The organism is Streptomyces sp. WY228 (assembly GCF_019287315.1).
Classification (GTDB): domain Bacteria; phylum Actinomycetota; class Actinomycetes; order Streptomycetales; family Streptomycetaceae; genus Streptomyces; species Streptomyces caviscabies.
This window is the reverse complement of record NZ_CP079114.1, coordinates 4,630,320-4,653,239: the sequence shown is the minus strand read 5'-3', so window position 1 is coordinate 4,653,239 and position 22,920 is coordinate 4,630,320. Positions and strand designations below refer to the sequence as shown.

General features: G+C 71.9%; 24 protein-coding genes. 12 read left to right on the top strand and 12 right to left on the bottom strand.

Translation table 11 applies throughout. The features are described 5' to 3' along the window. Nucleotides 1-24: 24 nt before the first annotated feature. The 3 genes from KV381_RS20270 (at nt 25) to KV381_RS36580 (ending at nt 2,579) form a co-directional block, all read left to right on the top strand. Entirely contained in the window at nt 25-1,314 is a 1,290-nt protein-coding gene (locus KV381_RS20270) for a serine hydrolase domain-containing protein (RefSeq protein ID WP_306438360.1), read from the top strand. A gap of 94 nt (nt 1,315-1,408) precedes the next feature. After that, nucleotides 1,409-1,852, top strand: a complete 444-nt coding sequence (locus tag KV381_RS20265; RefSeq protein WP_030075956.1) for a MarR family winged helix-turn-helix transcriptional regulator — start codon at nt 1,409-1,411, stop codon at nt 1,850-1,852. Nucleotides 1,853-2,087: 235 nt separating this feature from the next. Then, the gene (locus KV381_RS36580; protein ID WP_030075957.1) at nt 2,088-2,579 is read left to right on the top strand and encodes an AMP-binding protein; all 492 of its coding nucleotides are present in this window, start codon (nt 2,088-2,090) and stop codon (nt 2,577-2,579) included. On the opposite strand, the gene KV381_RS20255 is transcribed toward KV381_RS36580, so the two are convergent. Beyond that, on the bottom strand, nt 2,576-3,055 hold the full coding sequence (locus tag KV381_RS20255; protein ID WP_050495430.1) for an AfsA-related hotdog domain-containing protein: 480 nt from the start codon (nt 3,053-3,055) through the stop codon (nt 2,576-2,578). The two genes, KV381_RS36580 and KV381_RS20255, sit on opposite strands and share 4 nt — an antisense overlap. A 441-nt stretch (nt 3,056-3,496) precedes the next feature. Here KV381_RS20255 and KV381_RS20250 point away from each other — a divergent pair, with 441 nt between their 5' ends. From KV381_RS20250 to KV381_RS20240, 3 genes are all read left to right on the top strand, one after another. Beyond that, nucleotides 3,497-4,222, top strand: coding sequence for a ScbR family autoregulator-binding transcription factor (locus KV381_RS20250; RefSeq protein WP_234024505.1), 726 nt, complete (start codon nt 3,497-3,499; stop codon nt 4,220-4,222). 248 nt (nt 4,223-4,470) lie between these two features. Next, complete coding sequence (locus KV381_RS20245; protein ID WP_158101260.1) at nt 4,471-4,614, top strand: hypothetical protein; 144 nt, start codon at nt 4,471-4,473, stop codon at nt 4,612-4,614. Then, nucleotides 4,614-5,381: an SDR family NAD(P)-dependent oxidoreductase gene (locus KV381_RS20240; protein WP_030075959.1), complete on the top strand. Its 768-nt coding sequence runs from the start codon at nt 4,614-4,616 to the stop codon at nt 5,379-5,381. The genes KV381_RS20245 and KV381_RS20240 overlap by 1 nt, the downstream gene beginning before the upstream one ends. Before the next feature lie 113 nt (nt 5,382-5,494). Here the strand turns inward: KV381_RS20240 and KV381_RS20235 are convergent, their stop codons facing one another. From KV381_RS20235 to KV381_RS20215, 5 genes are all read right to left on the bottom strand, one after another. Beyond that, a complete protein-coding gene (locus KV381_RS20235; protein ID WP_218785939.1) occupies nt 5,495-5,911 on the bottom strand; it encodes a multidrug efflux SMR transporter in 417 nt (138 codons plus the stop codon). Nucleotides 5,912-5,998: 87 nt separating this feature from the next. Further along, entirely contained in the window at nt 5,999-6,319 is a 321-nt protein-coding gene (locus KV381_RS20230) for a multidrug efflux SMR transporter (RefSeq protein ID WP_030075961.1), read from the bottom strand. Between the two features lie 68 nt (nt 6,320-6,387). Beyond that, nucleotides 6,388-6,867, bottom strand: a complete 480-nt coding sequence (locus tag KV381_RS20225; protein WP_218785937.1) for a nucleoside deaminase — start codon at nt 6,865-6,867, stop codon at nt 6,388-6,390. A gap of 126 nt (nt 6,868-6,993) precedes the next feature. Next, complete coding sequence (locus KV381_RS20220) at nt 6,994-8,130, bottom strand: NADH:flavin oxidoreductase (RefSeq protein WP_218785935.1); 1,137 nt, start codon at nt 8,128-8,130, stop codon at nt 6,994-6,996. Nucleotide 8,131: 1 nt separating this feature from the next. Continuing rightward, complete coding sequence (locus tag KV381_RS20215) at nt 8,132-8,791, bottom strand: DsbA family protein (RefSeq protein WP_218785933.1); 660 nt, start codon at nt 8,789-8,791, stop codon at nt 8,132-8,134. A gap of 179 nt (nt 8,792-8,970) precedes the next feature. On the opposite strand from KV381_RS20215, the gene KV381_RS20210 reads away from it, so the two are divergent. Together KV381_RS20210 and KV381_RS20205 are read left to right on the top strand one after the other, a co-directional pair. After that, nucleotides 8,971-9,588 (top strand): GNAT family N-acetyltransferase, encoded by a 618-nt coding sequence (locus tag KV381_RS20210; protein ID WP_193464735.1) that lies wholly within the window; start codon nt 8,971-8,973, stop codon nt 9,586-9,588. An 87-nt stretch (nt 9,589-9,675) separates the two neighbouring features. Then, nucleotides 9,676-10,425 (top strand): hypothetical protein, encoded by a 750-nt coding sequence (locus tag KV381_RS20205; RefSeq protein ID WP_218785931.1) that lies wholly within the window; start codon nt 9,676-9,678, stop codon nt 10,423-10,425. Nucleotides 10,426-10,452: 27 nt separating this feature from the next. On the opposite strand, the gene KV381_RS36930 is transcribed toward KV381_RS20205, so the two are convergent. From KV381_RS36930 to KV381_RS20190, 3 genes are read right to left on the bottom strand one after another with little or no spacing between them, the layout of a single operon-like run. Continuing rightward, nucleotides 10,453-10,665 (bottom strand): acyl-CoA carboxylase epsilon subunit, encoded by a 213-nt coding sequence (locus KV381_RS36930; RefSeq protein ID WP_030075967.1) that lies wholly within the window; start codon nt 10,663-10,665, stop codon nt 10,453-10,455. Further along, the gene (locus tag KV381_RS20195) at nt 10,662-12,209 is read right to left on the bottom strand and encodes an acyl-CoA carboxylase subunit beta (protein WP_218785930.1); all 1,548 of its coding nucleotides are present in this window, start codon (nt 12,207-12,209) and stop codon (nt 10,662-10,664) included. Before KV381_RS20195 ends, KV381_RS36930 begins: the two co-directional genes overlap by 4 nt. Before the next feature lie 35 nt (nt 12,210-12,244). Next, nucleotides 12,245-13,288, bottom strand: a complete 1,044-nt coding sequence (locus KV381_RS20190) for a polyprenyl synthetase family protein (RefSeq protein ID WP_103546884.1) — start codon at nt 13,286-13,288, stop codon at nt 12,245-12,247. A 270-nt stretch (nt 13,289-13,558) separates the two neighbouring features. Here KV381_RS20190 and KV381_RS20185 point away from each other — a divergent pair, with 270 nt between their 5' ends. After that, a complete protein-coding gene (locus KV381_RS20185) occupies nt 13,559-15,739 on the top strand; it encodes an MMPL family transporter (protein ID WP_050505095.1) in 2,181 nt (726 codons plus the stop codon). A 204-nt stretch (nt 15,740-15,943) separates the two neighbouring features. Here the strand turns inward: KV381_RS20185 and KV381_RS20180 are convergent, their stop codons facing one another. The 3 genes from KV381_RS20180 to KV381_RS20170 form a co-directional block, all read right to left on the bottom strand. Further along, complete coding sequence (locus tag KV381_RS20180; RefSeq protein WP_030089211.1) at nt 15,944-16,570, bottom strand: PadR family transcriptional regulator; 627 nt, start codon at nt 16,568-16,570, stop codon at nt 15,944-15,946. A gap of 107 nt (nt 16,571-16,677) precedes the next feature. Continuing rightward, nucleotides 16,678-18,636 carry an AarF/ABC1/UbiB kinase family protein gene (locus KV381_RS20175; RefSeq protein ID WP_030089210.1) on the bottom strand — a complete coding sequence of 653 codons (1,959 nt, stop codon included), beginning with the start codon at nt 18,634-18,636 and terminating at the stop codon, nt 16,678-16,680. A gap of 10 nt (nt 18,637-18,646) precedes the next feature. Beyond that, nucleotides 18,647-19,744: a methyltransferase gene (locus KV381_RS20170; RefSeq protein WP_050495824.1), complete on the bottom strand. Its 1,098-nt coding sequence runs from the start codon at nt 19,742-19,744 to the stop codon at nt 18,647-18,649. Between the two features lie 285 nt (nt 19,745-20,029). Here KV381_RS20170 and KV381_RS20165 point away from each other — a divergent pair, with 285 nt between their 5' ends. From KV381_RS20165 to KV381_RS20155, 3 genes are read left to right on the top strand one after another with little or no spacing between them, the layout of a single operon-like run. After that, nucleotides 20,030-21,040 carry a hypothetical protein gene (locus KV381_RS20165; protein ID WP_050505096.1) on the top strand — a complete coding sequence of 337 codons (1,011 nt, stop codon included), beginning with the start codon at nt 20,030-20,032 and terminating at the stop codon, nt 21,038-21,040. After that, nucleotides 21,019-22,263, top strand: a complete 1,245-nt coding sequence (locus KV381_RS20160) for a sensor histidine kinase (RefSeq protein WP_143665783.1) — start codon at nt 21,019-21,021, stop codon at nt 22,261-22,263. Before KV381_RS20165 ends, KV381_RS20160 begins: the two co-directional genes overlap by 22 nt. Next, the gene (locus KV381_RS20155) at nt 22,260-22,919 is read left to right on the top strand and encodes a response regulator transcription factor (protein ID WP_030634174.1); all 660 of its coding nucleotides are present in this window, start codon (nt 22,260-22,262) and stop codon (nt 22,917-22,919) included. The genes KV381_RS20160 and KV381_RS20155 overlap by 4 nt, the downstream gene beginning before the upstream one ends. Nucleotide 22,920 lies beyond the last annotated feature (1 nt).

The window sequence follows — 22,920 nt, the reverse complement described above, 5'->3', positions numbered from 1 at the left end:
CTCCACCTCTTTGGAGTTCTTGACATGACGACCTCTCTGGTACGGCAGGTCCTCCCGCGCCCCCGGCCGCGGGCGGCGACGGACGACGTCCACGGAACCACCGCACCCGGGTTCGCCTCCGTGCGCCACTTCTTCGAACGGGCCTGCAGAGAAGCGGGGCCGCCCGGTTCCCGGGGGGCCGCGCTGGCGGTCGTACGGGACGGCGAACCGGTCGTCGACCTGTGGCACGGCACCGCCGACCCGGTCACCGGCACACCATGGTCCGGCGACACCCTGATGCCGCTGCTGACGGGCTCGCACGGAATCCTGGCCACGGCGGTCCTGCTGCTCGCCGACATGGGCGCGCTCGAACTGGACGCGCCCGTCGCCGACCACTGGCCGGAGTTCGCGGTGCGCGGCAAGGGCGCGGTGACGCTGCGGGACGTGCTGACGTTCACGGCCCGCCTCCCGGGCATGGCGGCCGGCCTCGACCAGCGGGACGTCGAGAACCCGCGCATGATGGCCGCGCTGCTCGAACTGCACAGCCTGGAGGAGGACCCGCGGGCCGGCGGTGTGCTGCACGGGCCGTGGACCGCCGGGTGGATCGTCGCCGAGGTGGTCCGCCGGGTCGACGGCCGCGATCTCGATCTGTTCTTCCTGGAGGAGATCGCGGGCCCACTGGGTCTCGACGTCCATTTCGGCCTCGTACCGGATCAACTGCCGCAGGCCGCCCGGATCTCGTACGACGAGGGCTTCCGCGCCCGCTACCGGGCGCTGGACGGCGGGGCGGGTGACGGCGGGGCGGGCGACGGCGAGGCGGAGCTCTTCGAACGGGTGTGGAACAACCCGTCCCCGTTCCCCGCGGACGCCGGGATGTGGAGCGAGAGCCGGCGGCGCTACGCGATGGTCCCCTCGCTGGGGGCGTACGCCTCGGCCCGCGGTCTCGCCCGGCTCCAGGGCGTTCTGGCCGCGGACGCCGTACGGGCCCCGGGCGAGGAGCCGTTGCTGTTGTCGCGCCGCACGCTCGACCAGGCCCGAGTGGGACACCGCCACCGGGCGTCCGGGCCGGATCTGACTGACGAACATCACCGACCGCCATCCGGCCGAACTGCTGGAACCGGCCCGGTCACCCGGCGGGCCGCAGGAGGCGACCCGGCGCATGGGAGAGGACTTCGGCCTCCTCGACTTCGAGGGCCGCTCCTTCCCCGGCCGGCACCGGCACATGACCCTCGTCTCGGCCGCCTACGCCTGCAGCACCCTGGAGGGCAGGGGCCGCTGAGACCGCGCCCTCACCGCGCCCCCTTCGACCCATTGCTTGCATATACATATATATAGCGACTAGAACCTTACCAGCAAGCACCAACGCTCCCCAGATTGTTGCATGGGCATGTATCTTATTGTTCATCGCAGTCGAGAAGGGGAGCCGTCCATGACGATCCAGCAGCAGCCACGCGCCGCCTCCGATCAGACCATGTGGGAGGCCGTTCTCGGTTTGCACGCCTTCGTGGAGCGCCAGCTCGCGCACGCCCTGCAGCGCCGCTACGGCGTCGGCCTCTCCGAGTACCGCGCCCTGGAGGCCCTCACCCAGGCCGAGAAGGGCGAAAGCCGCATGCAGGAGCTCGCGGACCACATCGGCCTGGGCCAGAGCTCGGTGACCCGCCTGGTCGGACGCCTGGAAAGCGCCGGCTACGCCTACAAGGACAACTGCGCCGACGACAAGCGCGGCGTCTTCGCCGTCATCACCGAAGAGGGCCGCAAGCGCTACCAGGACGCCCGCGCCACCTACGCCGACGTACTCAGCTCGGCCCTCAACACGGCGAGCGCCGACGACCAGCTCGCCCGGGCGGTGCAGGCGCTGCGCAGCGCCGCCTGACACGATCGCGGCAGACGGCGGGAGGCGTCCGGGACAACCGGGCCTCCCGCCGTTTTTGCATGTTCGGGCCTGTTTCCGGCCCGAAGTGTCGTGAGCTGGATCACCCTCGACTCCGATTTACATGCATGACCATGCACATAATATCCGTTAGGTTCTCTCTCGTAGCCAAGACAGCCCATCCACCGAGGGGGGACCGTCGCCTTCGCCTCGCCTGTTGCAGGCATTCAGCAGACATGTGCAGGAACAGCCCGACAGCACCGCGCTCGTCCACGCCGGCCACCAGGTCACCTACGCGGACCTGGAGCGGCTGACCCGCCGCGCCACCGCGGACCTCGACGGCGGCACCACGGCGCTGAGCTTCTCACCGCTCAACTTCGACCTGGCGCTCCTCGACGTCTGGACGGTGCTGGAGGCCGGCGGAACGGTCGTCGTGGCCGACGCCGGGGCCAGCGGCGACGCCGGCTATCTGCGCGACCTCGCCCAGCGCTACGAGGTGACCCTGGTCCAGGGCGTGCCCCCCGGGGTACGAGGCCAGTTTCGCGGTCCCGGCCTCGGTGCACGTCGCGGTCACGGAGCACGAGGAGATTCCGGAGCCGATGCCGGAGCCTGTGCGGGCCTGACGGCCGACGGGGGGCGGCCCGCATCCCTCCCGAGGGGGTACCCCTCCCGAGGAGGTACGGGCCGCCCGCCGCTCCGTGTCCGTACGTTCCCCCCGGGGCCGGTCTAGATCGTCACCTCGGAGGTGAAGACCCGGACGCCGTGCTGCTCGACCGACACGGGCGCGTGGTCGACGGCGTGGTCGAACAGCACCGGATGCGCGGGGTCCACCCGGTGCGGATCCACCGGCGGCCCGGCCGGCAGGCAGTTCGCGAGGGCGGCCTCGGCATCGGCGAAACTCCCGCGCAGCCGCCGGTACACGGCCGCGGGCTGGTTGTTGAACCGGGTGTGCGCGCTGCCCATCAGCCGCTCCCCCAGGTGGACGTCGATGTCCATCGCCATCCCGGCGAACCTGCTGCCGCGGCGGACCACGTCCGAGCAGGTCACCACCAGGCGTACCGCCTCGTCCACGGTGGTCGCCAGCGAGGCCAGCGGGTCGACCGAGAAGCTGAAGTGCTCCCACGCCTGTTTGTGCGCGCGCGGCACGTCGTGCACGGGGTGGGACAGCAGCGGCACCATCTGGCGCACGCTCTCGGTGAGCAGCATCGGGTCGTACGCCCCCCCGCGTCGGCCGGTAGAAGGCGTGGCCCCGGGGCCAGCGCCCCGTGAGCACATAGCGCCCGGGCGACCGCTCCGCCCACGCCGTGAGCAGGACTTCCTCACTCCGAAGCTTGTGCACCTGCCACTGGTGCACCTGCGACTGCTGGACTGGCTGGAATTCACGGCTCAGTACAGAAACAGACAACTTGGCCCCCCAAGATCGGTAGCTGTTGCGGGTGACTACGCAGCGATGTGTGCGGACGACTCCGTGTACCCGGCTCAAAAATAATGATCCTCCTGTTTTCTCGCATTAAGGGGCTACGGCGTCTTCCTTTGTTAGGCGGATGATTGGCCTCCATAAGCAACTCAACCACCACAGAATGGACTTGCCCTGACCGCCGTAGGCCCAGGTAACGTAAGGAGCATTCTTTTTGTAAGGTGGGAGATATGGCGCAACCGAAACAGGAGCGGGCGGAACAGACCCGCCGCGTACTCCTGCACGCAGCCGCAGAGGTCTTTGACGAGTTCGGCTATGCGGGGGCCAGCATCACGCGCATCCTGAAGCGCGCCGGCGTGACGGCAGGGGCGCTCTATTTCCACTTCGGCTCCAAGGAGGACCTGGCCAGGGCGGTGATGAACAGCCAGCCGGAGACCCTGGTCCCGCTGATCGCCGCCGGTGGTCTGCAGCGGCTCATCGACCTCACCCTCGTGTGGTCGTGGCAGCTCCAGCGCGACCCGCTGCTCCGGGCCGGCGTCCGGCTGACGAACGAACAGGCCGCCATGGGCGGCTCGTTGAACGCCGACCCGTACGACAACTTCCGCGGGATCATGACCGGCTGCCTGCACGAGGCGCGGGAGGAGGGCGAGCTCCAGCCGGGCATCGACCCGGTCGTGGTCGCGGAGTTCGTGGTCGCCGCCTGTACCGGAATGCAGATGTACTCCAACGTCATCAGCGGCCGCAAGGACCTGCCCGAGCGCACCCAGCAGATGTGGAACCTGCTCCTCCCGGGCATCGCGGTCCCGTCCGTGATCATCCGCGCCGACGCGACCCCGGCCCGGGGCGTCTCGCTGATGCCCGGCACACCGGAACGGACCGACGCACCGGAACGGGCCGGAACACCGGAACGGACCGACGCGACCGCGCGGAACCGGGCGCCCGAACAGCCCGGTTGACCGGAACAGCCCGGATCACCCGAACCGGCCGGCTCCCCCTTGCCGGCCGGCTCGGCCCCGAACAGTCCGCCCCACCCCAGCCGCACAGCCCGGCCCAGAACAGCTCGACCCACCCTGACCGCACAGCTCGTACAGCACGCCCAGCTCGCCCGACTGCCCTGCCCGCCCCGTCCGTTGCCGACGATTCCTTCGGCGCCGCCTTCGTCGGCCGCCCCTCCGACTTCGTCCACAGCCACCAGCGCGCGCTCATGCGGGAGTCGGGCGTCCGCCACCTGATCAGCGGCCTCGACGAACTCGACGACGGCCTGGTGCGCCGGATCGACCGGGAGACGGCCACGGGCAGCCTGTGGAGCACCCCCCTGGCCACGGCCGGGCAGGGGACGTACGCGTGATGCCGGGCGGACCGCTGCTGTCCGGCAAGGTGGCGCTGATCACCGGCGCCTCCAGCGGGATCGGCGCGGCGGCGGCCCGGCACTTCGCCGACGAGGGAGCCGCCGTCGTCCTCGTGGCCCGCCGGGCCGGCCTGGTCGAGGAGGTCGCCGAGCGGATCAGGAAGGACGGCGGCCGGGCCGTGGCCGTACCGGGCGACGTCACCGTCCGGGCGGACATGGAGCAGGCGGTCGCCACGGCGGTCGACCGGTTCGGCAGGCTCGACTGCGCGTTCAACAACGCCGGTTACGCCAGCGCCGGGACGGTCCTGCACGAACTGCCCGACGAGGTCTTCGACCGCACCATGGACGTCAATCTGCGCGGGGTGTGGAACTGTCTGCGCGCCCAGATCCCCGCCATGCTGCCGGCCGGCGCCGGCTCGGTCGTCAACACCTCCAGCGTCGCGGGCGTCCGCGCCACCTCCGCCTCGGCGCCCTATGTGGCCGCCAAGCACGCGGTGATCGGGCTGACCAGGGCGGCGGCCGCCGAGTACGGCGAGCACGGCATCCGCGTCAACGCCCTCGTGGTGGGCAGCACCGACACGGAGATGATGGACGGCGTCCTCGCGACCGGCCCCACCGTGCGCGCCGGCTTCGGCTCCAAGGCGATCCAGCAGCGCCTCGCCGATCCGGCCGAGATCGCCCGCGCCGCGGCCTGGCTCTGCTCGGACGCCTCGTCGTTCACCACCGGATCCGCCCTCGCGGTGGACGGCGGACGAACCGCGAAGTGAGCGCCGGACCCACCGCACGCACAACGCCCCAGGCGCCCGCTGCCCTTGTCGCTGAGGGCAGGAGGCGCCTGGGGCGTGCCGCCGGCGGAACGCCGGACCCGAACCGTGCCGGGTCAGACCCGGACCGCGCTCGGCTCGCCCGCGAGCCTCCCGGACTCCTGGGCCGCGGTGGCCGCCTCGGGCTTCGTACGGTCGGCGAGCTTGAGCCAGATGACCCCGACGATGATGACGGCCAGCCAGGCGCCCTTGGCCAGGGTGAGGGTCTCGTCGAAGAAGAGCGGGCCGAGGACCGCGGCGCCGACCGCGCCGATGCCCGCCCAGACGGCGTAACCGATGCTCACGTCGATCGTGCGGAGGGCGAGGCTCAGTGCGTAGAGCGTCAGCAGGAAGAACACCACGGCGACCAGGGACCAGGTCAGGACGGTGAAGCCTTCGCTGCCGCCGACGGCGAGCGCGTACCCGATCTCGAAGACTCCGGCGAGCAGGAGCGAGAGCCAGGCGTTGGTGGAGCTCTTGGCTGCGTTGGACATGGGAGGTGGGTCCTCTCTCAGGGGTGTCGTCAGGTGGTTACGGGGCGGGGTGCGGTGCACGCGGGGCCCGGGGGTCGCGCTCCGGGCTCAGGCGGAACCGCTCAGCTGCAGGCCGACGACACCGCCGATGACGAGGAGGATGCCGATCGCCTTGTTCACGTTCAGACGCTGGCCGAAGAACAGCGCGCCGAGGACGGTGATGCCGACACCGGCGACGGACGTCCACAGGGCGTAGCCGACGCCGACGTCGAAGGTCAGCAGCGCCTTGCTGAGGAAGAAGGTCGCGGCGGCGCCGCTGAGCAGCGTGATGGTGGTCCACTTGCGGTTCTTGAAGCCCTCGGCCTTTCCGGCGGCGATGGCGACGGTGATCTCGAAGGCGACGGCGATGGCGAGGTAGAGCCAGTGCATGGCGGGTCCTTCCGTGCGGTGGATGGGAGGGGGTGGGCGGAGTGAAGGGGCGGTGCGGAACCGGAGCGCTAGCGCGCGGCGCGGCTCAGGGTGAGGAAGTCCTGGAACGGCTGCTCGGCCTCGGGGAGTTGGAGCGCCGTGACCTTGATGGGCCAGTCCGCCGGGTCCTCGGCGAAGAGGGTGTACGTGCTCGTGTAGTCGAAGCCGTACCGGGCGGCGGTCCTGCGGTCGGCGGCGTGCACGATGTGGCCGATGCCGGCGTACCGCGCCGCCAGATAGCACAGGGCGCAGGGTTCACCGGAGGCGATCAGGGTGGCTCCGGCCACGGAGCGGATCCCGTGCTTGGCGGTGGCCTCCCGGAGGGCGACGACCTCGGCGTGCGCGGTCGGGTCGTTGTCCTCGCGGACCCGGTTGAAGCCGGTTCCGAGGATCCGTCCGCCGGCCACGACCACGCCGGAGAAGGGGATTCCGCCCTGGGCGACGTGCTCGCCGCTGAGCCGGATCGCTTCGTGGGCGTAGCCCGTCAGTTCGCTGTCGTGTGTGGCCATGAGCGGTTCGTCTCCCGAGTTGCCCTGTAGCGTTCATTTGCCTGCACATGCAATGGAAAGATGTCCGCACGTGGCCGCTCAGGGCCTCGCCCGCAGAACTACTCTTGCATGTGCATCTAAAAACTGTCAAGCGTGTGCGTGCGCCCGGGCGTTGCCCAGGGTCGCCAGCGGCTCCAGCACCCCGGGGTCGAACGCCGCCCGCGCCGTGCCCGCCGCCACTCTGCGCGGCAGGTCGGGGTTGGCCAGCGCGGCCGTCCCGATCGCCAGGAGGTCGGCGTGCCCCTCGTCCAGCACGCGGCGTGCCACCTCGTCCCGGTGCAGCCCGCCGTTGGCGATCACGGGGAGCCCGGTGACCGCCCGGGCGAGCGCGGGAAGCGACCGCCCCCGCGGGAACCGGTCCCGCCCGCTGCCCGCGAGATGCAGATAGTCGGCCCCGGCGGTGGCGGCCGCCGTGAAGACGGTGCGCGCCTCGGCGTCGCCTCCCGGCCACTGCCACCCCGGGTCGTTGATCTTCCCCTGCGAGAGCCGGACGCCGACCGTGAAGCCGGGCCCGGTCGCGGCTCTCACCGCGGCCGCCACCTCCCGTACCAGCCGCAGGCGTTCCTCGACGTCACCGCCGTACTCATCGGTGCGCGCATTGGTGTACGGGGTGAGGAACTGGTCGAGCAGATAGCCGTTGGCCGCGTGGATCTCCACCCCGTCGAAGCCGACGTCGCGGGCGCGGACCGCGGCGGCCGCGAAGCCCTCGACGACCTCGGTGATCTGCCGGCGGGTCAGCTCCATCGGCACGGGCCAGCGGCCGCCGCCACGGTATTTGGCCAGTTGCTCGCCCAGCGGCCGTACCGCCGACGGCCCCGCGGCCCGGTCACGGAACCGGTTGCCCTGCGAGACGGCCCCGGCGTGCATCAGCTGCAGGACGATCCGCGCCCCGGCGGCGTGCGCCCGCTCGACCACCGGCCGCCAGGCGGCGGCCTGCGCCTCGTCCGTGATGCCGGGCTGGAACAGATAGCCCTGGCTGAAGGCCCGGTCGGTGTAGGTTCCTTCGGTGATCAGGAGCCCGAAGCCGCCCTCGGCGAAGGCCGCGTAGTACGCGGCCATCTCCGGCGTGACCCGGCCGTCCTCGGTCGCGGAGACCCGGGTCATGGGGGCGACGGCGAATCTGTTGCACAGGTCGAGACCGGCGAACCGGCAGGCGGCGAGGGCGGGATGGGCGCGGGTCTGCCCGGTGGAGGCGCCGGACGGGCCGGCGGCGGTGCCGGGCAACTCAGCAGCTCCCGTCGATACCGCAGGCGGCGCCGTACACGACGGCGTCCTCCGCCTGCCGCGCCTGGGCGTCCAGGATCGCCTTGCGCAACTGGGCGGGGCGCGGGACGCCCTCGATGCGGGTGTCACCGATGAGCAGCGTGGGAACGGCTTGCACCCGGTGGGCCGCCGCTTCCCGCAGGGCCTCCTGGTGCCGGGCGCGATAGGCGCCGTCCGCCAGCGCGGCCCGGAACCCGGCCTCGTCCAGGCCGATCTCACCGGCCAGCGTCACCAGGACGTCGACCTGGCCCAAGTCCTGGCTCTCCTGGAAGAAGGCGCGGAACATCCGCCGGGTGTAGGCGGTGCCCAGGCCGTGCTCGGCCGCGTACTGGTACCCCTCGAAGGCGAGGGCGGTGTACGGCTGCGGCGACACGTCGGGGAGCGTGATGTCGACACCCAGGCGACGGGCCATGGGGTAGACGGCGCGCTTCCAGATGTCGGGCAGGTAGTCGTCCTCCGGCCGCAGGGTGGGCTGGGGGTGGGGCCGCAGCTCGAACGGCATCCACTCGATCTCCACCTCGGCGCCGATGTCGTCGATCGCCTCTTCGAGGGGGCCTTCGGCCAGCATGCAGAAGGGGCAGACGTAGTCGGACCAGATCTTGATCTTCACGGGATCAGCCATGCGCAGACCTCCAGGTCATTGATCGCGCAAGCAACAACATCCCCCGGCAAAGCGGCAGGAGTTGACGGACGACCAAAAGGTTGCACGATCATGCACTTTGATGTCAAGCGTGACTGCCCCGGTGGAGACGTCGCCCCACCCCCTTGCGGGAGCACTCCCGCACCGGAAGGATCCCGGCAATGACTCCTCCGCCGCCCGTGCTGCGCCCGTACCGCCCCGAAGACCGCGAGGCCCTCTTCGACATCTGCGTACGCACCGGGCACGAGGGCGGGGACGCCCGGCACCTCTACCCGGACCCCGACCTGCTGCCGAACATCTTCGCCGCGCCCTACGCCGCCCTCGAACCGGGCCTGGCCTTCGTGGTGGAGGACGGCGGGCGGGCCGTCGGCTACATCCTCGGTACGGCGGACACCGCGTCCTTCGTCGACCGCTACCGCGCCGAATGGCTCCCCGGCCTCGCCGACCGCCACCCGGCCCCCGTACGCGAACCGGCAACCCCCACCGAGGCGATGACCGCCCTGATGCACACCCCGGAACGCATGATCCTGCCGGAGCTGGCCGGCTATCCGGCCCACCTGCACATCGACCTGCTCCCGACCCACCAGCGCGCGGGACACGGGCGACGGCTGATGGAGACCTTCCTCGCCGCCCTCCACGAACAGGGCGTCAAGGCGGTCCACTTGAGCATGCTGACGGCCAACACCCGTGCGCGCGCCTTCTACGACCGCGTCGGCTTCCACGAGATCGCCGTTCCGGACCCCGGGCCCGTGACCTATCTGGGCCGCGCAACTCGGTAGCGCTCGGCCCGCATGGGCCGTCGAGGGCTTCGTAACCGCCCCTCCAACCGCCCGCACGCCCATCGGAGCACCCCCTAGAGTCTCGGCATGTCTGCTTCCCCGCCACGACCGCGGACCGCGCGCACCGGCCGCCGACGGTTCGCCGCCGCCGCCGGAGCCGTGCTCGTCCTCACCACCGTCGGCGCGTGGTACCTGTGGGGCGACGGCCCTCGGCCCGGTGACCACGCGCCCTTGGCGATCTGCGCGGTCGACGACACGACGCTGCGCGCCGACGTGGACGCGGACGGGCACCTGGACCTGATCCGGGATCCCCGGCGCGACGGCTCAAGTCACGTGGTTTTCCGGCGTGGTTCGGACCGCACCACGGTGGACGTCGGCTCCGCGCGCGGGTTCTGGCAGAAGCTGCGCGGCGCATCGAAGGACGACATGGTCGCCAAGGGCGCCTTCGGCGACTTCGACGGCGACGGCCATGTGGACCTGGCCCTCTTCTACAGCCAGGCGCACCGGGGTGACGACCCGACGCACCACATGGTCGCGCACGAGGTGCACTACGGTCCGCTCGCCCGCGACCTGCGCAGCGAGCGGACCGGCACGGTCGACGTGGTCTCCACGACCTTCGTGTACGGCCTGCGGGCCACCGACCAGGACCGCGACGGCCGTTCGGAACTCCAGATGTTCCAGTCCGAGGGGGACGGCGTCGTCGGCCACTACTCGGGGGTCCGGAGCGGGAAGGGCGGCGAGGACGGGATCGTCATGAGCGATGAGCGCGGCACGTGGTACGACATGGCCGGCTGGCCCCGGTACAAGCCCGGATGGCGCGACTTCGGCGTCTGCTGACCCCGTCGTGGCCGCCTGGAGTGGTGATCACGTCCGGTGGCCGGTCCGCCAGGAGACCGCCGAGGAGGCCGGGGCCTCCGCCCGGTGCCAGGCGGCCCGTTCCGGAGCGGTGTCCGTGCTCGGCGCGACCGGGTGGCGGACCACGGCCAGGACCGCCGCGAGCGCCGCCAGCTCCTCCGGGGTAGGTGAACCGTGGACCACGCGGAGCGAAGAGGCGGCCGGGCCGGTGGCGGCGCTCATGCCGGCTGGTTGCCGTGCTTGCGGGACGGCAGGTCGGCGTGTTTGCGGCGGAGCATGGCGAGCGAGGCGATGAGGACTTCGCGGGTCTCGGCGGGGTCGATGACGTCGTCGACGAGGCCGCGCTCGGCCGCGTAGTAGGGGTGCATCAGCTCGGCCTTGTACTCCTTGACCATGCGGGTGCGCATGGCCTCGGGGTCCTCGGCGTCCGCGATCTGGCGGCGGAAGATCACGTTGGCCGCGCCCTCGGCGCCCATGACCGCGATCTCGTTGGTCGGCCAGGCGTAGGTGAGGTCCGCTCCGATGGACTGGCTGTCCATGACGATGTACGCGCCTCCGTAGGCCTTGCGGAGGATGAGCGAGATCCTGGGCACGGTGGCGTTGCAGTAGGCGTAGAGGAGTTTGGCCCCGTGGCGGATGATCCCGCCGTGCTCCTGGGCCACGCCCGGCAGGAAGCCCGGAACGTCGACCAGCGTCACCAGCGGGATGTTGAACGCGTCGCAGAGCTGGACGAACCGTGCGGCCTTCTCCGACGAGTTGATGTCCAGGACACCGGCCAGGGCGAGGGGTTGACTGGCGACGATGCCGACGACCTGGCCGTCGAGGCGGGCCATCGCGCAGATGATGTTGCGGGCCCAGCGCTCGTGGATCTCCAGGTAGTCGCCGTCGTCGACGAGCTCCTCGATCACCTGGTGCATGTCGTACGGACGGTTCCCGTCCGCCGGGACCAGGTCGAGGAGGACGTCGCTGCGGCGGTCGGCCGGGTCGTCGCTCCGAGCCGTCGGCGGGTTCTCGCGGTTGTTGGAGGGCAGCATCCCGATGAGGTACCGGACCTCCGCGATGCACGTCTCCTCGTCGTCGTACGCGAAATGCGCCACGCCCGACGTCTCGGCGTGCACGTCCGCGCCGCCGAGACCGTTCTGGGTGATCTCCTCGCCGGTGACCGCCTTCACCACGTCCGGCCCCGTGATGAACATCTGCGAGGTCTCCCGGACCATGAACACGAAGTCCGTGAGCGCCGGGCTGTAGGCCGCGCCGCCCGCGCACGGGCCGAGCATCACGCTGATCTGCGGGATCACCCCGGAAGCGCGGGTGTTGCGCTGGAAGATCCCGCCGTAACCCGCGAGCGCCGAGACGCCCTCCTGGATACGGGCGCCCGCGCCGTCGTTCAGCGACACCAGCGGCGCACCCGCCGAGATCGCCATGTCCATGATCTTATGGATCTTCGTCGCGTGCGCCTCACCCAGCGCCCCGCCGAAGATCCGGAAATCGTGCGCGTACACGAAGACCGTCCGGCCCTCGACCGTGCCCCACCCGGTGATCACACCATCGGTGTACGGCTTCTTCGCCTCCAGGCCGAACCCCGTCGCCCGGTGACGGCGGAGCTGCTCGACCTCCTTGAACGAACCCGCATCCAGCAGCAGCTCGATGCGCTCGCGGGCGGTCAGCTTGCCCTTGGCGTGCTGCGCCTCGGTCGCCCGCTCACTCGGTCCGCGCAGTGCTTCGGCGCGGATCACGGCGAGTTCGGTGAGCGCCTCCTGCTCCATGGCCGGTCTCCTCCTCGTCCTGTCCTGCGGTCGGGTCAGCATCCGGCCGGCCCGGCGGCCGTGGACGCGCGGGCGCCGACGTAGGCACACAGCGCGTCCAGCGCGCGGCGCGGTGCGCCGTCCGGCAGCCGGCCCAGCGCGCCCCGGGCCAGCCGCAGGCGCTCCTGCAGGTGTTCCTCGGCGGCCGCGGGCGCGGTGGAGGACCGGAACAGCTCCAGCGCGCGCCGTCGGCGTACCTCGTCGTCCAGCGGTCCGGTCTCCAGGAGTTCACGCAGCTCGGCTCCGGCCGGTCCGGTGTCGGAGAGGGCCAGCAGGACCGGCAGGCTCAGCACTCCGGCCGCCAGGTCCTTGCCCTGCTCCTTTCCGGTCCGCGCGGCCGGCGCGACCAGGTCGAGGAGGTCGTCGGATATCTGGAAGGCGATGCCGAGCTGGTGTCCGTACTCCATGAGCGCGCTCCGCTGCCCGGCCGGCGCACCGGCCTGGAGCGCACCGGCCCCGAGCGACATCGCGAGCAGCGCCGCGGTCTTGCCGGAGGTGACCCGGAAGAAGTGCTCGACCGGGTCCTCGCCCTCGGCCGGACCGGTCAGCTCGCGGAGCTGGCCGTCCACCAGCACGGCCGCCACGTCCGCGTTGAAGCGCACCATGTCCGGGCCGAGTCCGGCGGCCAGCCGTGCGGCGCGCGCCAGCAGCCAGTTGCCGCCGGCCACCGCCATCCGCTCGCCCCACCGTGCGTTGGAACTGGCCACTCCGTGCCGCAGCGCCGCGCCGTCCATCACGTCGTCGTGGTAGAGCGAGGAGATGTGGACGAGCTCGGCGATCACGGCGGCGTCGACGACTCCGTCGCGCCACTCCTCGCCGAACTCCGCCCCGAGCAGCACCAGCAGCGGCCGCAGCCGTTTGCCGCCGGACGCGGCGAGATGGACGGTGAGCTCGGCGACGCGAGGGTCCGGCGAGTCGGCCGCCACGTCCAGCAGGCGCTTCTCGACGGCCAGCAGCTGCTGGGCCGTCCGGTGGCGGAACAGCGGGTCGCGTGCGGCGACATGGGCCAGGAGTTCGTTTCCGGGCGGGGCCGTGACCATCAATGTCCTCGTCCTCTTCCCGGCGGTTGGGTGACGCGTCGGCAGCCGTCACGTCCGCCGACGGCGGCAGCGGTTCGAGAATCGGCCGCCCGCCGCGCGGCGGGCAATGTCGCTGACCTCTTCCTGCCAGTCGTCCGCGGGCACGCCGCACCGGACGGCACGGTCCGGGCGAGCGGCAGGTTGCTGCCACGTTCCGGCCGAACCACCGGAGCGGGGAACCGGCCGTGCCGACAATCGGTGGCTCTCGAAAGACCGCTCTGGAGGAGTCCCATGTTCGGAAGGATCGGGCAGTCCGCCGTCCGGCATCCCTGGCTGACGATCGTCGCCTGGATCATCGCGGCGGTCGCCCTGATGTCCCTCGCGCCACAGCTGAAACCGACCGGCGACCAGGCGGACTTCCTGCCGTCGCACTATGAGTCGGTGCAGGTCGGCGAGGTGCAGAAACGCGCCTTCCCGCAACAGGAACAGCCGGCGTCCATCGCCGTCTTCCAGCGCGGCGACAAGGCGGCGCTGACGCCGGAGGACCGGCAGGACCTGCGGAAGGTCGTCGCCGGGCTGGACGACGCCGGGCTGAAGAAGGTCAAGCAGATCGCCACCGACGAGCAGTCGGTCTCGGCCGACGGAAAGCTCGCGCTGGCGTCGATCATGGCCACCACGAAGGATCCGTACGACGCGGATCTGATGGCCTCCGTCGAGGAACTGCGCGAGCTCGCCGTGCCGTTGCTGAAGTCCACCGAGCTGACCATGGGCATCACCGGTCAGACGGCCACCGGCGTGGACACGATGAAGTCGTCCGGCAACACCGACGCCATGATCATGATGGCGACGATGGTGCTCATCGTGGTGCTGCTGCTCGCCATCTTCCGCAGCCCGCTCATCGCGTTCCTGCCGCTGCTGATCATCTCGCTGGTCTTCATGGTGGCCAACGGGCTGATCGCCACCGTCTCCGACCTCGGCGGACTCAAGACCGACGCCTCGATCTCGTCCATCCTGATCGTGGTGCTGTTCGGCGTCGGCACCGACTATCTGCTGTTCCTGCTGTTCCGCTACCGCGAACACCTGCGCTCCGGCCAGGAGCCGAAGCAGGCCATGGCGGACGCGGTCGGCAAGGTCGGCGAGACGATCGCCTCCGCCGCCGGAGCGGTCATCGTCGCGTTCCTGGCGCTGCTGCTCTCCACGCTCGGCATGTTCCGCGCGATGGGCCCCGCACTGGCCATCGCGGTCGCGGTCACCCTGCTCGCCGCGCTGACGCTGGTGCCCGCGGTGTTCTCGCTGCTCGGCGCGAAGGCCTTCTGGCCGTCCAAGGCCTGGCGGAAGCAGCCCCAGCACCGGATCTCCGAGCGCGTCGGCGCGCTGACCGGCCGCAGGCCCGGTCTGGTGGCCGCCGCCTCCGGCGGTCTGCTCGCGGTGCTCGCCATCGGCGCGCTCGGCTTCAACCCGGTCTTCGACACCGGCAGTTCGCTGCCGAAGGAGCTGGAGTCGGTCAAGGCGATGGAGGACCTCCAGGACAGCTTCCCGTCCGGCCAGACCGACCCGGTGTGGATCATGGTGCGCTCCGAGGACGGCGGCAAGCTGGACCCGGCGGCACTGGAGGCGTACGGCAAGGAGCTGGCGGCGCTGGACGGCGTCGGCAGCGCGCCTCCGGCGGTGCTCGCCCCGGCCGGGGACGTCGCACAGCTCTCGGTGCTGATCGACCACCGGCCGACCGGTGACGCGGCCATCGACCTGGTCTCCGGGCCGCTGCGCGATCTCGCGCACGACAAGGCACCGGACGGCACCGAGGCGCTGGTCGGCGGCACCAGTGCGGTGCTCGCCGATGTGCAGCACGCGGTCAACCGCGACTACACGCTGGTCTTCCCGGCGGCCGGACTCGCCATCATGATCATCCTCGGTCTGCTGCTGCGCAGCGTGGTGGCTCCGTGGTACCTGATGCTGGCGGTCGGCCTCGGCTTCGGCGCGACGCTCGGCTCCACCGTCTGGCTCTTCCAGGACGTGCGCGGCGAGAGCGGTCTGCTCTTCACGCTGCCGGTGATCCTCTATCTGTTCGTCGTGGCGATCGGCACCGACTACAACATCCTCATGATCGCCAGGCTGCGCGAGGAGATCCGGCGGGGCAGCAGTCCGGCCGAGGCCACCGCGCGTGCCGTCGTGAGCACCGCGTCCACCATCACCGCCGCCGCGGTGATCCTGGCCGGCACGTTCGGCGTGCTGCTGCTGGCGGAGAACGCCATGCTGCAGCAGATGGGCTTCGCCGTGGCGTTCGGCATCCTGCTCACGGCGTTCGTGATGGCGATGCTGCTCGTTCCGGCGCTCACCGCGCTGTTCGGCCGACGCGCCTGGTGGCCCGGCGGCCGCGCCGACGCCCCGGGTACCGGGGAGGACGTTCCGGACGGGCCGGACGCGGCGGACGGCAGCGCGGACGAGCGGAAGCCGGCCGATGTGACGGGCTGACGCGCCCGGTCCCCGCGGGCCGGCCCGACCGGATCGTCCCTCGCGACGTGACGGATCGTCCGCCGGCCCGCCAGGACCCCAGGAACGCGTACGGGCCACGGACCCGGACGCGAAGGAGCGGCCGGACACCGGGCTTTCGGGCCCGGGTCCGGCCGCTCCGTCGTTTCCGTGGCCGCCGTCAGCGGTCGCGTACCGCTTCGGCGGTCAGCACTCCTCGTCGGCGAGCAGCCGGTACAGCTCGCGACGCGCCTCGGCCAGCACCGCCGCCGCCTGCTCGCGGCGGCGGGCGTCGCCCGACCACTCCAGGCGTCCGGCGGCCATCAGCACATCGCCGAGCAGCCGGTGCGCCTCGCCGGGGCGGGCGCCGGAGGAATCGGAGGACCCGGACGAACCTGCGGAGCCCGCGGAACCGGCGGACGCGAAGGGATCGAAGGAGCCGAAAGGACCGAAGGCTCCGGAGCCGCCGCGTCGAGCGGCGGCCTCGCGGCCCTCCTCCGTGAGCGCGTAGGCGCGCGGCCGGTCCTTCGTGCCGGCCGTCACCAGGTTCTCGTCGGTGAGCTGGTCCAGCAGCGGATACAGCTGCTCGGCGGTGATCTGCGGACGGCCCCGGAGGGTGCCGATCTCCTCGATCAGCTCCGCGCCGCTGCGCGGACCGCCGGAGAGGATCCGCAGGACCGTGTCGCGCAGCCCGTTGGCCGTCATCGCGTCGACCCAGCCGGGAATCCGGTCCAGCAGGTCGGGAACCTGGTCCAGGAGGTCGGGCACCTGGTCGAGCAGATCGGGTCCGCCGGGAACTCCCCAGCGCTTGCGGTAGGTCGACTTCGCCTTCATGACACGCCTCCAGTCGGTTCGGTGGTGCGTTTCCGTGGTGCGGTTCGGGGGTGTGCTGCCGTGGTGCAGTGCGGTTCGGTGAATCGCTTCTCTTCCGCCGGGGTTCCTCACGGTTCGCCGCGGAACACCCGGACGAGTACGCGCAGGCCGAGCACCGAGCTGACGACCAGCAGGTTGTAGCCGAAGACGTCGAGCAGCCCGAGCGTCGGCGTGATCAGCGGGCCGCTGTCCGTGCCGAGCAGCAGCACGCCCATGATTCCGAAGGCGGCGGCCAGCACCGTGATCAGCGACAGGTGGACCAGCCCGGTGACCAGCCTGCGGTCCCGCTCGCGGGCTCCGAGCCGTACGGTCACACCGAGCCGGCCCTCCTCCAGCGCGCCGGTGATGCGGTCCAGGCGGCGCGGCACCTTGCTGAGCATCGCCATCATGCTCAGGACGTTCTCCCCGGCGGTGGCGCGCAGCGCGGCCGGCTGGAACCGCTCGGTGTAGTAACCGGCCACCAGCTCCCGCGACTCGGTCACGATGTCGAAGGACGGCGCGAGGCCCATCAGCGTGCCGTGCAGCGTGGCGAGCATCCGGAACAGTCCGGCGACCTGCGGCGGCACGGACAGCCCGTGGCCGGCGATCACCCGGAACAGACCCGCGAACATCTCCAGGTCCGGAGTGGCTCCCGCGGTGAGGAACAGCGTGACGAAATCGCCGAGTTCGCGCTCCAGCGCCTGCTCGTCGAGGTCGTCGTGGCGGATGACCAGATCGAGCAGCGCGTCGCACAGCGCCGCCCGGTCGCCGCGTTTGACCGCCAGCAGCAGGGCGCGCAGCGCCGATCTGGCCTTGGCGTCCAGCCGGCCGACCACGCCGAAGTCGAGCAGCGCGAGGCGGCCGTCGTCCAGCAGCAGGATGTTCCCCGGATGCGGATCGCAGTGGAAGACGCCGTGGATCATGACCTGGCGCATCATGCAGTCCAGCAGGACACCGGCGAGCTTCTCGCGGTCCAGTCCGGCCCGTTCGACGCGCGGACCGGCCTCGCCGATCGGGGTGCCCTCCAGATGCTCCAGCACCAGCACACGCTTCGTGCACAGCCGGTGGAACTGCTCCGGGACGCACACCGCCGTGCCCGCCTCGGCCGCCGCCGCGCCGATCGCGCTCATGTTGCGCAGCTCGACCTGGAAGTCCAGCTCCTCGCGGAGCGCCGTGGCGAACCCCTCGGCCAGCGCGACCGCGCCGATCGACCGGGCCCAGTCGGCGCGTTCCTCCAGCGTGACGGCGATCCGGCCCATGATGTCCAGGTCCCGCTCCACGATGTGATGGATGCCCGGCCGCTGGATCTTGATCACCACGGAGGTGCCGGAGGTCAGCCGCGCCCGGTGCACCTGGGCGACCGATCCGGCGGCCAGCGGCTCCGGGTCGAACTCGGCGAACTCGCTGTCCACCAGCCCGCCGAGCTCGTCCTCCAGGACCCGCCGGACCTCCGGCCAGGGCGCGGGCGCGACCTTGCACTGGAGCTTGCTCAGCTCCTCGGTGAACTCGCTCGGTATCGCGTCCGGCCGGGTGGACATCAGCTGGCCGAGCTTGACGAAGGTGACCCCGCCCTCCTCGATGGCCAGCCGCAGCGACCGGGCCAGCCGCGGCGAGCCGAGCCGGCCCGCCGCGCCGCCCCGGTCCTTGCCGGTGCGGTCCTTGCGGCGCAGGAACGGCGCGAGGCCGTGCCGGGCCAGGATCACGCCGATCTGCGCGTACCGGTGGACCCGCATGATGCGGCGGTGCAGCCGGCGCGTCCAGGCCACCGGCCGCGACCGGTCCGACATCACGACGTCCGCCAGGACCAGGAACGCCATCGTCACCAGCACCGAGATGCCGACCATGACGGTGGCGAGCGCGCCGCGCTCCAGCGGCGGCTGCACATGGTTGCCGAAGACCACGGCGGTGGCGAAGCCGACCAGGGAGGCCAGCACCATCCGGAGCGTGCCGACGCGCAGACCGAGCAGCCGCCGCGCGCCGACCGCCATGCCGATGGCCAGCGTCACGACGCCGACGGTTCCGGCCAGGGCGAAGACGAGATCGTTCATGGCCGGCGCGCTAGGGGGTGTCGTGCTCGGCGGTGATCGGCAGGACGGCCCCCAGCTCCACGGCCGACCGGCCGGAGGGCAGCGGCAGCGTCCGCAGCACTCTCAGGTCCGCGGCGTCCGCGAGCTCGGCGTACTCCTCCAGCGAGCGTTCCCGGCCGCCGAGCGTGGTCAGCAGGATCAGGTTCAGCGTGGAGATGCCCTGCCGGATCTCCGGCTGGATCAGATGCTCCACGACCAGCACCCGGCCGTGCTCGCCCGCCGCCTCGGCGCACCGGCGCAGGATCGCGCGCGAGGCCTCGTCGCTCCAGTCGTGCAGGATCGTCGAGAGGAGGTAGACGTCCGCGCCGGCCGGAAGCGGCTCGAAGAAGCTGCCCGCCACGATCTCGCACCGGTCGGCGACGCCCGCCTCGGCCAGCAGCCGGCCCGCTCCGCCGGAGGCGGCCGGCAGGTCCACCAGGGTCGCGCGGAGCGACGGATGCGCGGCCAGCACCTCGGCCAGCAGCGTGCCGGTGCCACCGCCGACGTCCACGACATGGCCGACGCCGCTCCAGTCGTACGTCTTGGCGACGTCCGCGGCGATCTCCGAGACCTGCTTGGCCATCTTGGCGTTGAAGGCGCGGCTCAGGTCCGGCCGCGCGTCCAGGTCCTCCCAGTACGTCCTGCCGTAGATCTCGGCGTAGGCAGGACCCCCGGTGCGGATGCTGTGGAGCAGACCGGCGAAGGCGCGCTGCGGCCGGCCCATCGGCGAGTCCAGGTCGAGGAACTCGCGCATGCCGACCGGATGGTCGCTCTCGATCCAGCGGGACAGCTCGGTCGGCGCGTAGACACCGGGCTCCGGCTGGGCGAACAGGCCCTGGACGGTCAGGTGCCGCATCATCTCGCCGAGCGCCTCGCGGTCGGTGGAGGTACGGGCCGCGAGGTCGTCGAGCCGGTCCACTCCTTCGCGTACGAGATCGGCGATGCCGAGCGTCGCGGCGACGCGGACGGCGTTCGGCGTGATGACGTCGGACATCGCCATGAACCGCTCGGCGACGGGGTCGTGCGCCGGAGCCGCGTAGGCGCCGTTGCCGTCGGTGGCCGCGTCGGCCTGATCGGTCGGTCGGGACATGGATCGGCTCCTTGCCGCTGATGGGCCGTGGCCGCCTCGGCTCCGAAGAGCCCGCGGGCCGCGTGAGATTGACCGTCCGCACGCTAACGACGGCGAAGGCCGTGGCCGGACGTGTTGCCGCTACCGGCAAAGACCTTACGGAGAGGACCGGCCGCTCCGGCATCATCCGCAGGTCACATCGGCGCACGACCTGAGGCAGACGCGGCGGCCGGTACCCGGCTGCCACGGTGGAGGTACCTCGGCGCGAAGCATCCGGCCGCGGTACCGCAGTGAGAGGAGTCCGAGATGCCCGAAGGCGTCGTTCCGCTGACCGAGAAGCCCGCCCCCGCACCGGCCGCGGCCGTCCGGCCGGTCAGACCGTGGCCGGTGCTCGTGACGCTGCTGGCCGCGCTGGCCGCCGCGGCCGCCGAACCGCACCTGCCGGGAGCGGCGGACTACATCAGGTCGCTCGGCATCGTGCCGTCCTGGGCGCTCTGGGCCGGGGCGGCGGTCGGCGTCGTCGCCGTGCTGGCATCCGCCGCCCGCACCACGGCGCACGGCGCGGCGCGCACCGCGGTCCTGGTCCTCGGCTGGACCGGCACCGTCCTGCTCCTCTGGTCGGCCGTCGGCATCGTCTTCGACGGGTTCCGCGCGTTCTTCCGGGTCACCGGCATCCCGGCCGGCGACTTCGCGATCGTCGACTGGCCCGGCTTCCTCAGCCGTGCCGTCGCCTTCGCGGCCACCGTACTGCTCGCCCGCTCCACCCTCGCCTTCCAGCGCCGCACCGGAACGGGCTGCGACCGCTGCGGGCTGCTGCCGGGCGAGCGCGAGAAGTCCTCGCCGTGGCTCGGATACGCGGCGTTCGGCCTGGCCTTCGTCTACCCGGCGGTGAAGTATTACTGGTGGGCGGGCGGCGGCATCGGCCGTCCGGACGACTATCCCGAGGGATTCCCGGTCATGGAAACCATGCTGCTGGTCGGCGGCGGAGTGCTCTCACTGGCCCTGGTGAGCTCGTGGGGCCTGATCTACCCGTCGTGGGTGCCGTTCCTGGCCCGCCGCACCGTGCCCCGGATGCTGCTGGTCGCCTGCGGCTGGGGCCTGTCGGCGGCGCTGCTGCTCCAGGGGCTCATCCCGGTGTTCGCCGCGATCAACCATCTGCTCGGCGGCCCGGAACTGCCGTTCGACGCGGGCAGCGCCAACTCCTGGGTCATCCTCGCGGTGTACGGCGGCTGGTCGCTGTTCGGCGCTGCGCTGCTCGGCGCGACCCGCGACTACCAGCGCCGTACCCGGTCCGTGTGCGCGCAGTGCGGCCACTGAACCGGCTGCCGCGACCGGAGCGGCCCGACGTCCTGATCACCCTGGCCGTCGCGCTGCCGGTCGGCGGCTGGACGCTGCTCCTGCTGGCGCTCGCGCTGCCGGGGGCCTGGGCCCTGCTGCTGGCGCCGGCGGTGCTCGTCGGCCACGCCGCCGGGGCCTGGCGGCGGTCGGCGGCCACCGCCTCGTTCACCGTGACGACGGTGGCCTGCGCCGTCCAGGCCGTGGTCCTGCCCGGCGAGTTTCCGCTGCTGCCGTCCCTGCTGGCGTTTCCGCTGGCGCTGTACGCGTACTGCGCGCACGGCCCGGGTCGCGCGCCGCTGGCCTCGGTGCTGGTCGGCGCGGCCGGGGCGGCGGCGGTCACGCTGCGGTCCGCGCTGACCACCACCGTGCAGCTGCCCCCGGCCTTCCTCTTCGGCTTTCTGCTGGCGATCGTGCTGGTGGCGTTCAGCCTCGGTCTGTTCCGCCGCTTCCAACTGGCGTACGTCGGCGAGCTGGAGCACCGCGCGGTGCGCGCCGAGGCGGAGCGCGAGGAGCGCGCGGCGAGGGCGGCACGCGACGAACGGGCCAGGATCGCGCGGGAGATGCACGATCTGGTGGCGCACTCGCTGTCCGTCATCGTGAGCCAGGCGCAGGGCGGCCGGTACGCGGCGCGCGCCCGGCCGGAGCGCGCCGCCGAGGTGCTGGCCACCGTCGAGGAGGCCGGCCGGCAGGCGCTCACGGACATGCGCGGTCTGCTCGGCATGCTCCGCGGCGGCGACCACGGCGACGGCTTCGGACCGCAGCCGGATCTGGCGCAGGTGCCGGAACTCCTGCGCCGCGTGCGCGAGTCGGGGCTGACCGTCGACTACACCGAGACCGGCGAACCCGGCCGGCTGACGCCCGCGGCGGAGCTGGCCGCGTACCGGCTCGTGCAGGAAGCCCTCACCAACACTCTCAAACACGCCGGTCCCGGCGCCCGTTGCGGGATACGGTTCGACTGGTCGGACTACGAGGTGGAGATCCAGGTGCGCGACGACGGCACGGGGCCGGGGCCCGGCGACGGGGCCGGACACGGGCTGGTCGGCATGCGCGAGCGCGCCGCGGTGGCCGGCGGCACCGTGCACACCGGTCCGGCCCCGGGCGGCGGCTTCCTGGTCAGCGCGCGGCTCCCGGTGCGCGCCGCGGCGGGCGCGGCCGGACCGGAGAACAGCGAGCAGGAGAGCGGCGGGCAGGAGCGCGTATGACGATCCGGGTGTTCCTCGTCGACGACCAGGAGATGGTGCGGGCCGGCTTCGTCATGGTCGTCGAGGCGCAGGACGACATGACGGTGGTCGGCCAGGCGGGCGACGGCGCGGAGGCGCTGGAGAAGCTGGCCGTGACCTCCGCCGACATCGTGCTGATGGACGTCCGGATGCCGCGCATGGACGGCGTGGAGGCGACCCGCAGACTGCTGGCGCGCGCCGACGCGCCGAAGGTCGTCGTGCTCACCACCTTCGACGTCGACGAGCACGCCTTCGCCGCGCTCCAGGCCGGGGCCAGCGGCTTCCTGGTCAAGGACGCCCCGGCCGAGGACCTGCTCTCCGCGATCCGCACCGTGCAGCGCGGCGACGCGGTGATCTCGCCGACCACCACCCGGCGGCTGCTCGACGAGGTTGCGCCGGACCTGCCGCAGCGCAGCGAGGGACCGGACCCGCTGGCCGAGCTCACCGCCCGCGAGCGCGAGGTCCTGCTGCTCATCGCGCGCGGCGCGTCGAACGCCGCCATCGGCAAGGAACTGCATCTGTCCGAGGGCACGGTGAAGACGCACGTCGGACGGCTGCTGGCGAAGCTCGGCATGCGCGACCGCGTGCAGGTGGTGATCTTCGCCTACGAGCAGCGGCTGGTCCGCCCGGGGCGCTAGG

What these genes read in the sequence shown, in the direction of transcription:
- KV381_RS20270 (WP_306438360.1), top strand. Translation starts at nt 25, where the DNA reads ATGACGACCTCTCTGGTACGGCAGGTCCTCCCGCGCCCCCGGCCGCGG.
- KV381_RS20265 (WP_030075956.1), top strand. Translation starts at nt 1,409, where the DNA reads ATGACGATCCAGCAGCAGCCACGCGCCGCCTCCGATCAGACCATGTGG.
- KV381_RS20255 (WP_050495430.1), bottom strand. Translation starts at nt 3,055, where the DNA reads ATGCTGCTCACCGAGAGCGTGCGCCAGATGGTGCCGCTGCTGTCCCAC.
- KV381_RS20250 (WP_234024505.1), top strand. Translation starts at nt 3,497, where the DNA reads ATGGCGCAACCGAAACAGGAGCGGGCGGAACAGACCCGCCGCGTACTC.
- KV381_RS20245 (WP_158101260.1), top strand. Translation starts at nt 4,471, where the DNA reads ATGCGGGAGTCGGGCGTCCGCCACCTGATCAGCGGCCTCGACGAACTC.
- KV381_RS20240 (WP_030075959.1), top strand. Translation starts at nt 4,614, where the DNA reads ATGCCGGGCGGACCGCTGCTGTCCGGCAAGGTGGCGCTGATCACCGGC.
- KV381_RS20235 (WP_218785939.1), bottom strand. Translation starts at nt 5,911, where the DNA reads ATGTCCAACGCAGCCAAGAGCTCCACCAACGCCTGGCTCTCGCTCCTG.
- KV381_RS20230 (WP_030075961.1), bottom strand. Translation starts at nt 6,319, where the DNA reads ATGCACTGGCTCTACCTCGCCATCGCCGTCGCCTTCGAGATCACCGTC.
- KV381_RS20225 (WP_218785937.1), bottom strand. Translation starts at nt 6,867, where the DNA reads ATGGCCACACACGACAGCGAACTGACGGGCTACGCCCACGAAGCGATC.
- KV381_RS20215 (WP_218785933.1), bottom strand. Translation starts at nt 8,791, where the DNA reads ATGGCTGATCCCGTGAAGATCAAGATCTGGTCCGACTACGTCTGCCCC.
- KV381_RS20210 (WP_193464735.1), top strand. Translation starts at nt 8,971, where the DNA reads ATGACTCCTCCGCCGCCCGTGCTGCGCCCGTACCGCCCCGAAGACCGC.
- KV381_RS20205 (WP_218785931.1), top strand. Translation starts at nt 9,676, where the DNA reads ATGTCTGCTTCCCCGCCACGACCGCGGACCGCGCGCACCGGCCGCCGA.
- KV381_RS36930 (WP_030075967.1), bottom strand. Translation starts at nt 10,665, where the DNA reads ATGAGCGCCGCCACCGGCCCGGCCGCCTCTTCGCTCCGCGTGGTCCAC.
- KV381_RS20195 (WP_218785930.1), bottom strand. Translation starts at nt 12,209, where the DNA reads ATGGAGCAGGAGGCGCTCACCGAACTCGCCGTGATCCGCGCCGAAGCA.
- KV381_RS20190 (WP_103546884.1), bottom strand. Translation starts at nt 13,288, where the DNA reads ATGGTCACGGCCCCGCCCGGAAACGAACTCCTGGCCCATGTCGCCGCA.
- KV381_RS20185 (WP_050505095.1), top strand. Translation starts at nt 13,559, where the DNA reads ATGTTCGGAAGGATCGGGCAGTCCGCCGTCCGGCATCCCTGGCTGACG.
- KV381_RS20180 (WP_030089211.1), bottom strand. Translation starts at nt 16,570, where the DNA reads ATGAAGGCGAAGTCGACCTACCGCAAGCGCTGGGGAGTTCCCGGCGGA.
- KV381_RS20175 (WP_030089210.1), bottom strand. Translation starts at nt 18,636, where the DNA reads ATGAACGATCTCGTCTTCGCCCTGGCCGGAACCGTCGGCGTCGTGACG.
- KV381_RS20170 (WP_050495824.1), bottom strand. Translation starts at nt 19,744, where the DNA reads ATGTCCCGACCGACCGATCAGGCCGACGCGGCCACCGACGGCAACGGC.
- KV381_RS20165 (WP_050505096.1), top strand. Translation starts at nt 20,030, where the DNA reads ATGCCCGAAGGCGTCGTTCCGCTGACCGAGAAGCCCGCCCCCGCACCG.
- KV381_RS20155 (WP_030634174.1), top strand. Translation starts at nt 22,260, where the DNA reads ATGACGATCCGGGTGTTCCTCGTCGACGACCAGGAGATGGTGCGGGCC.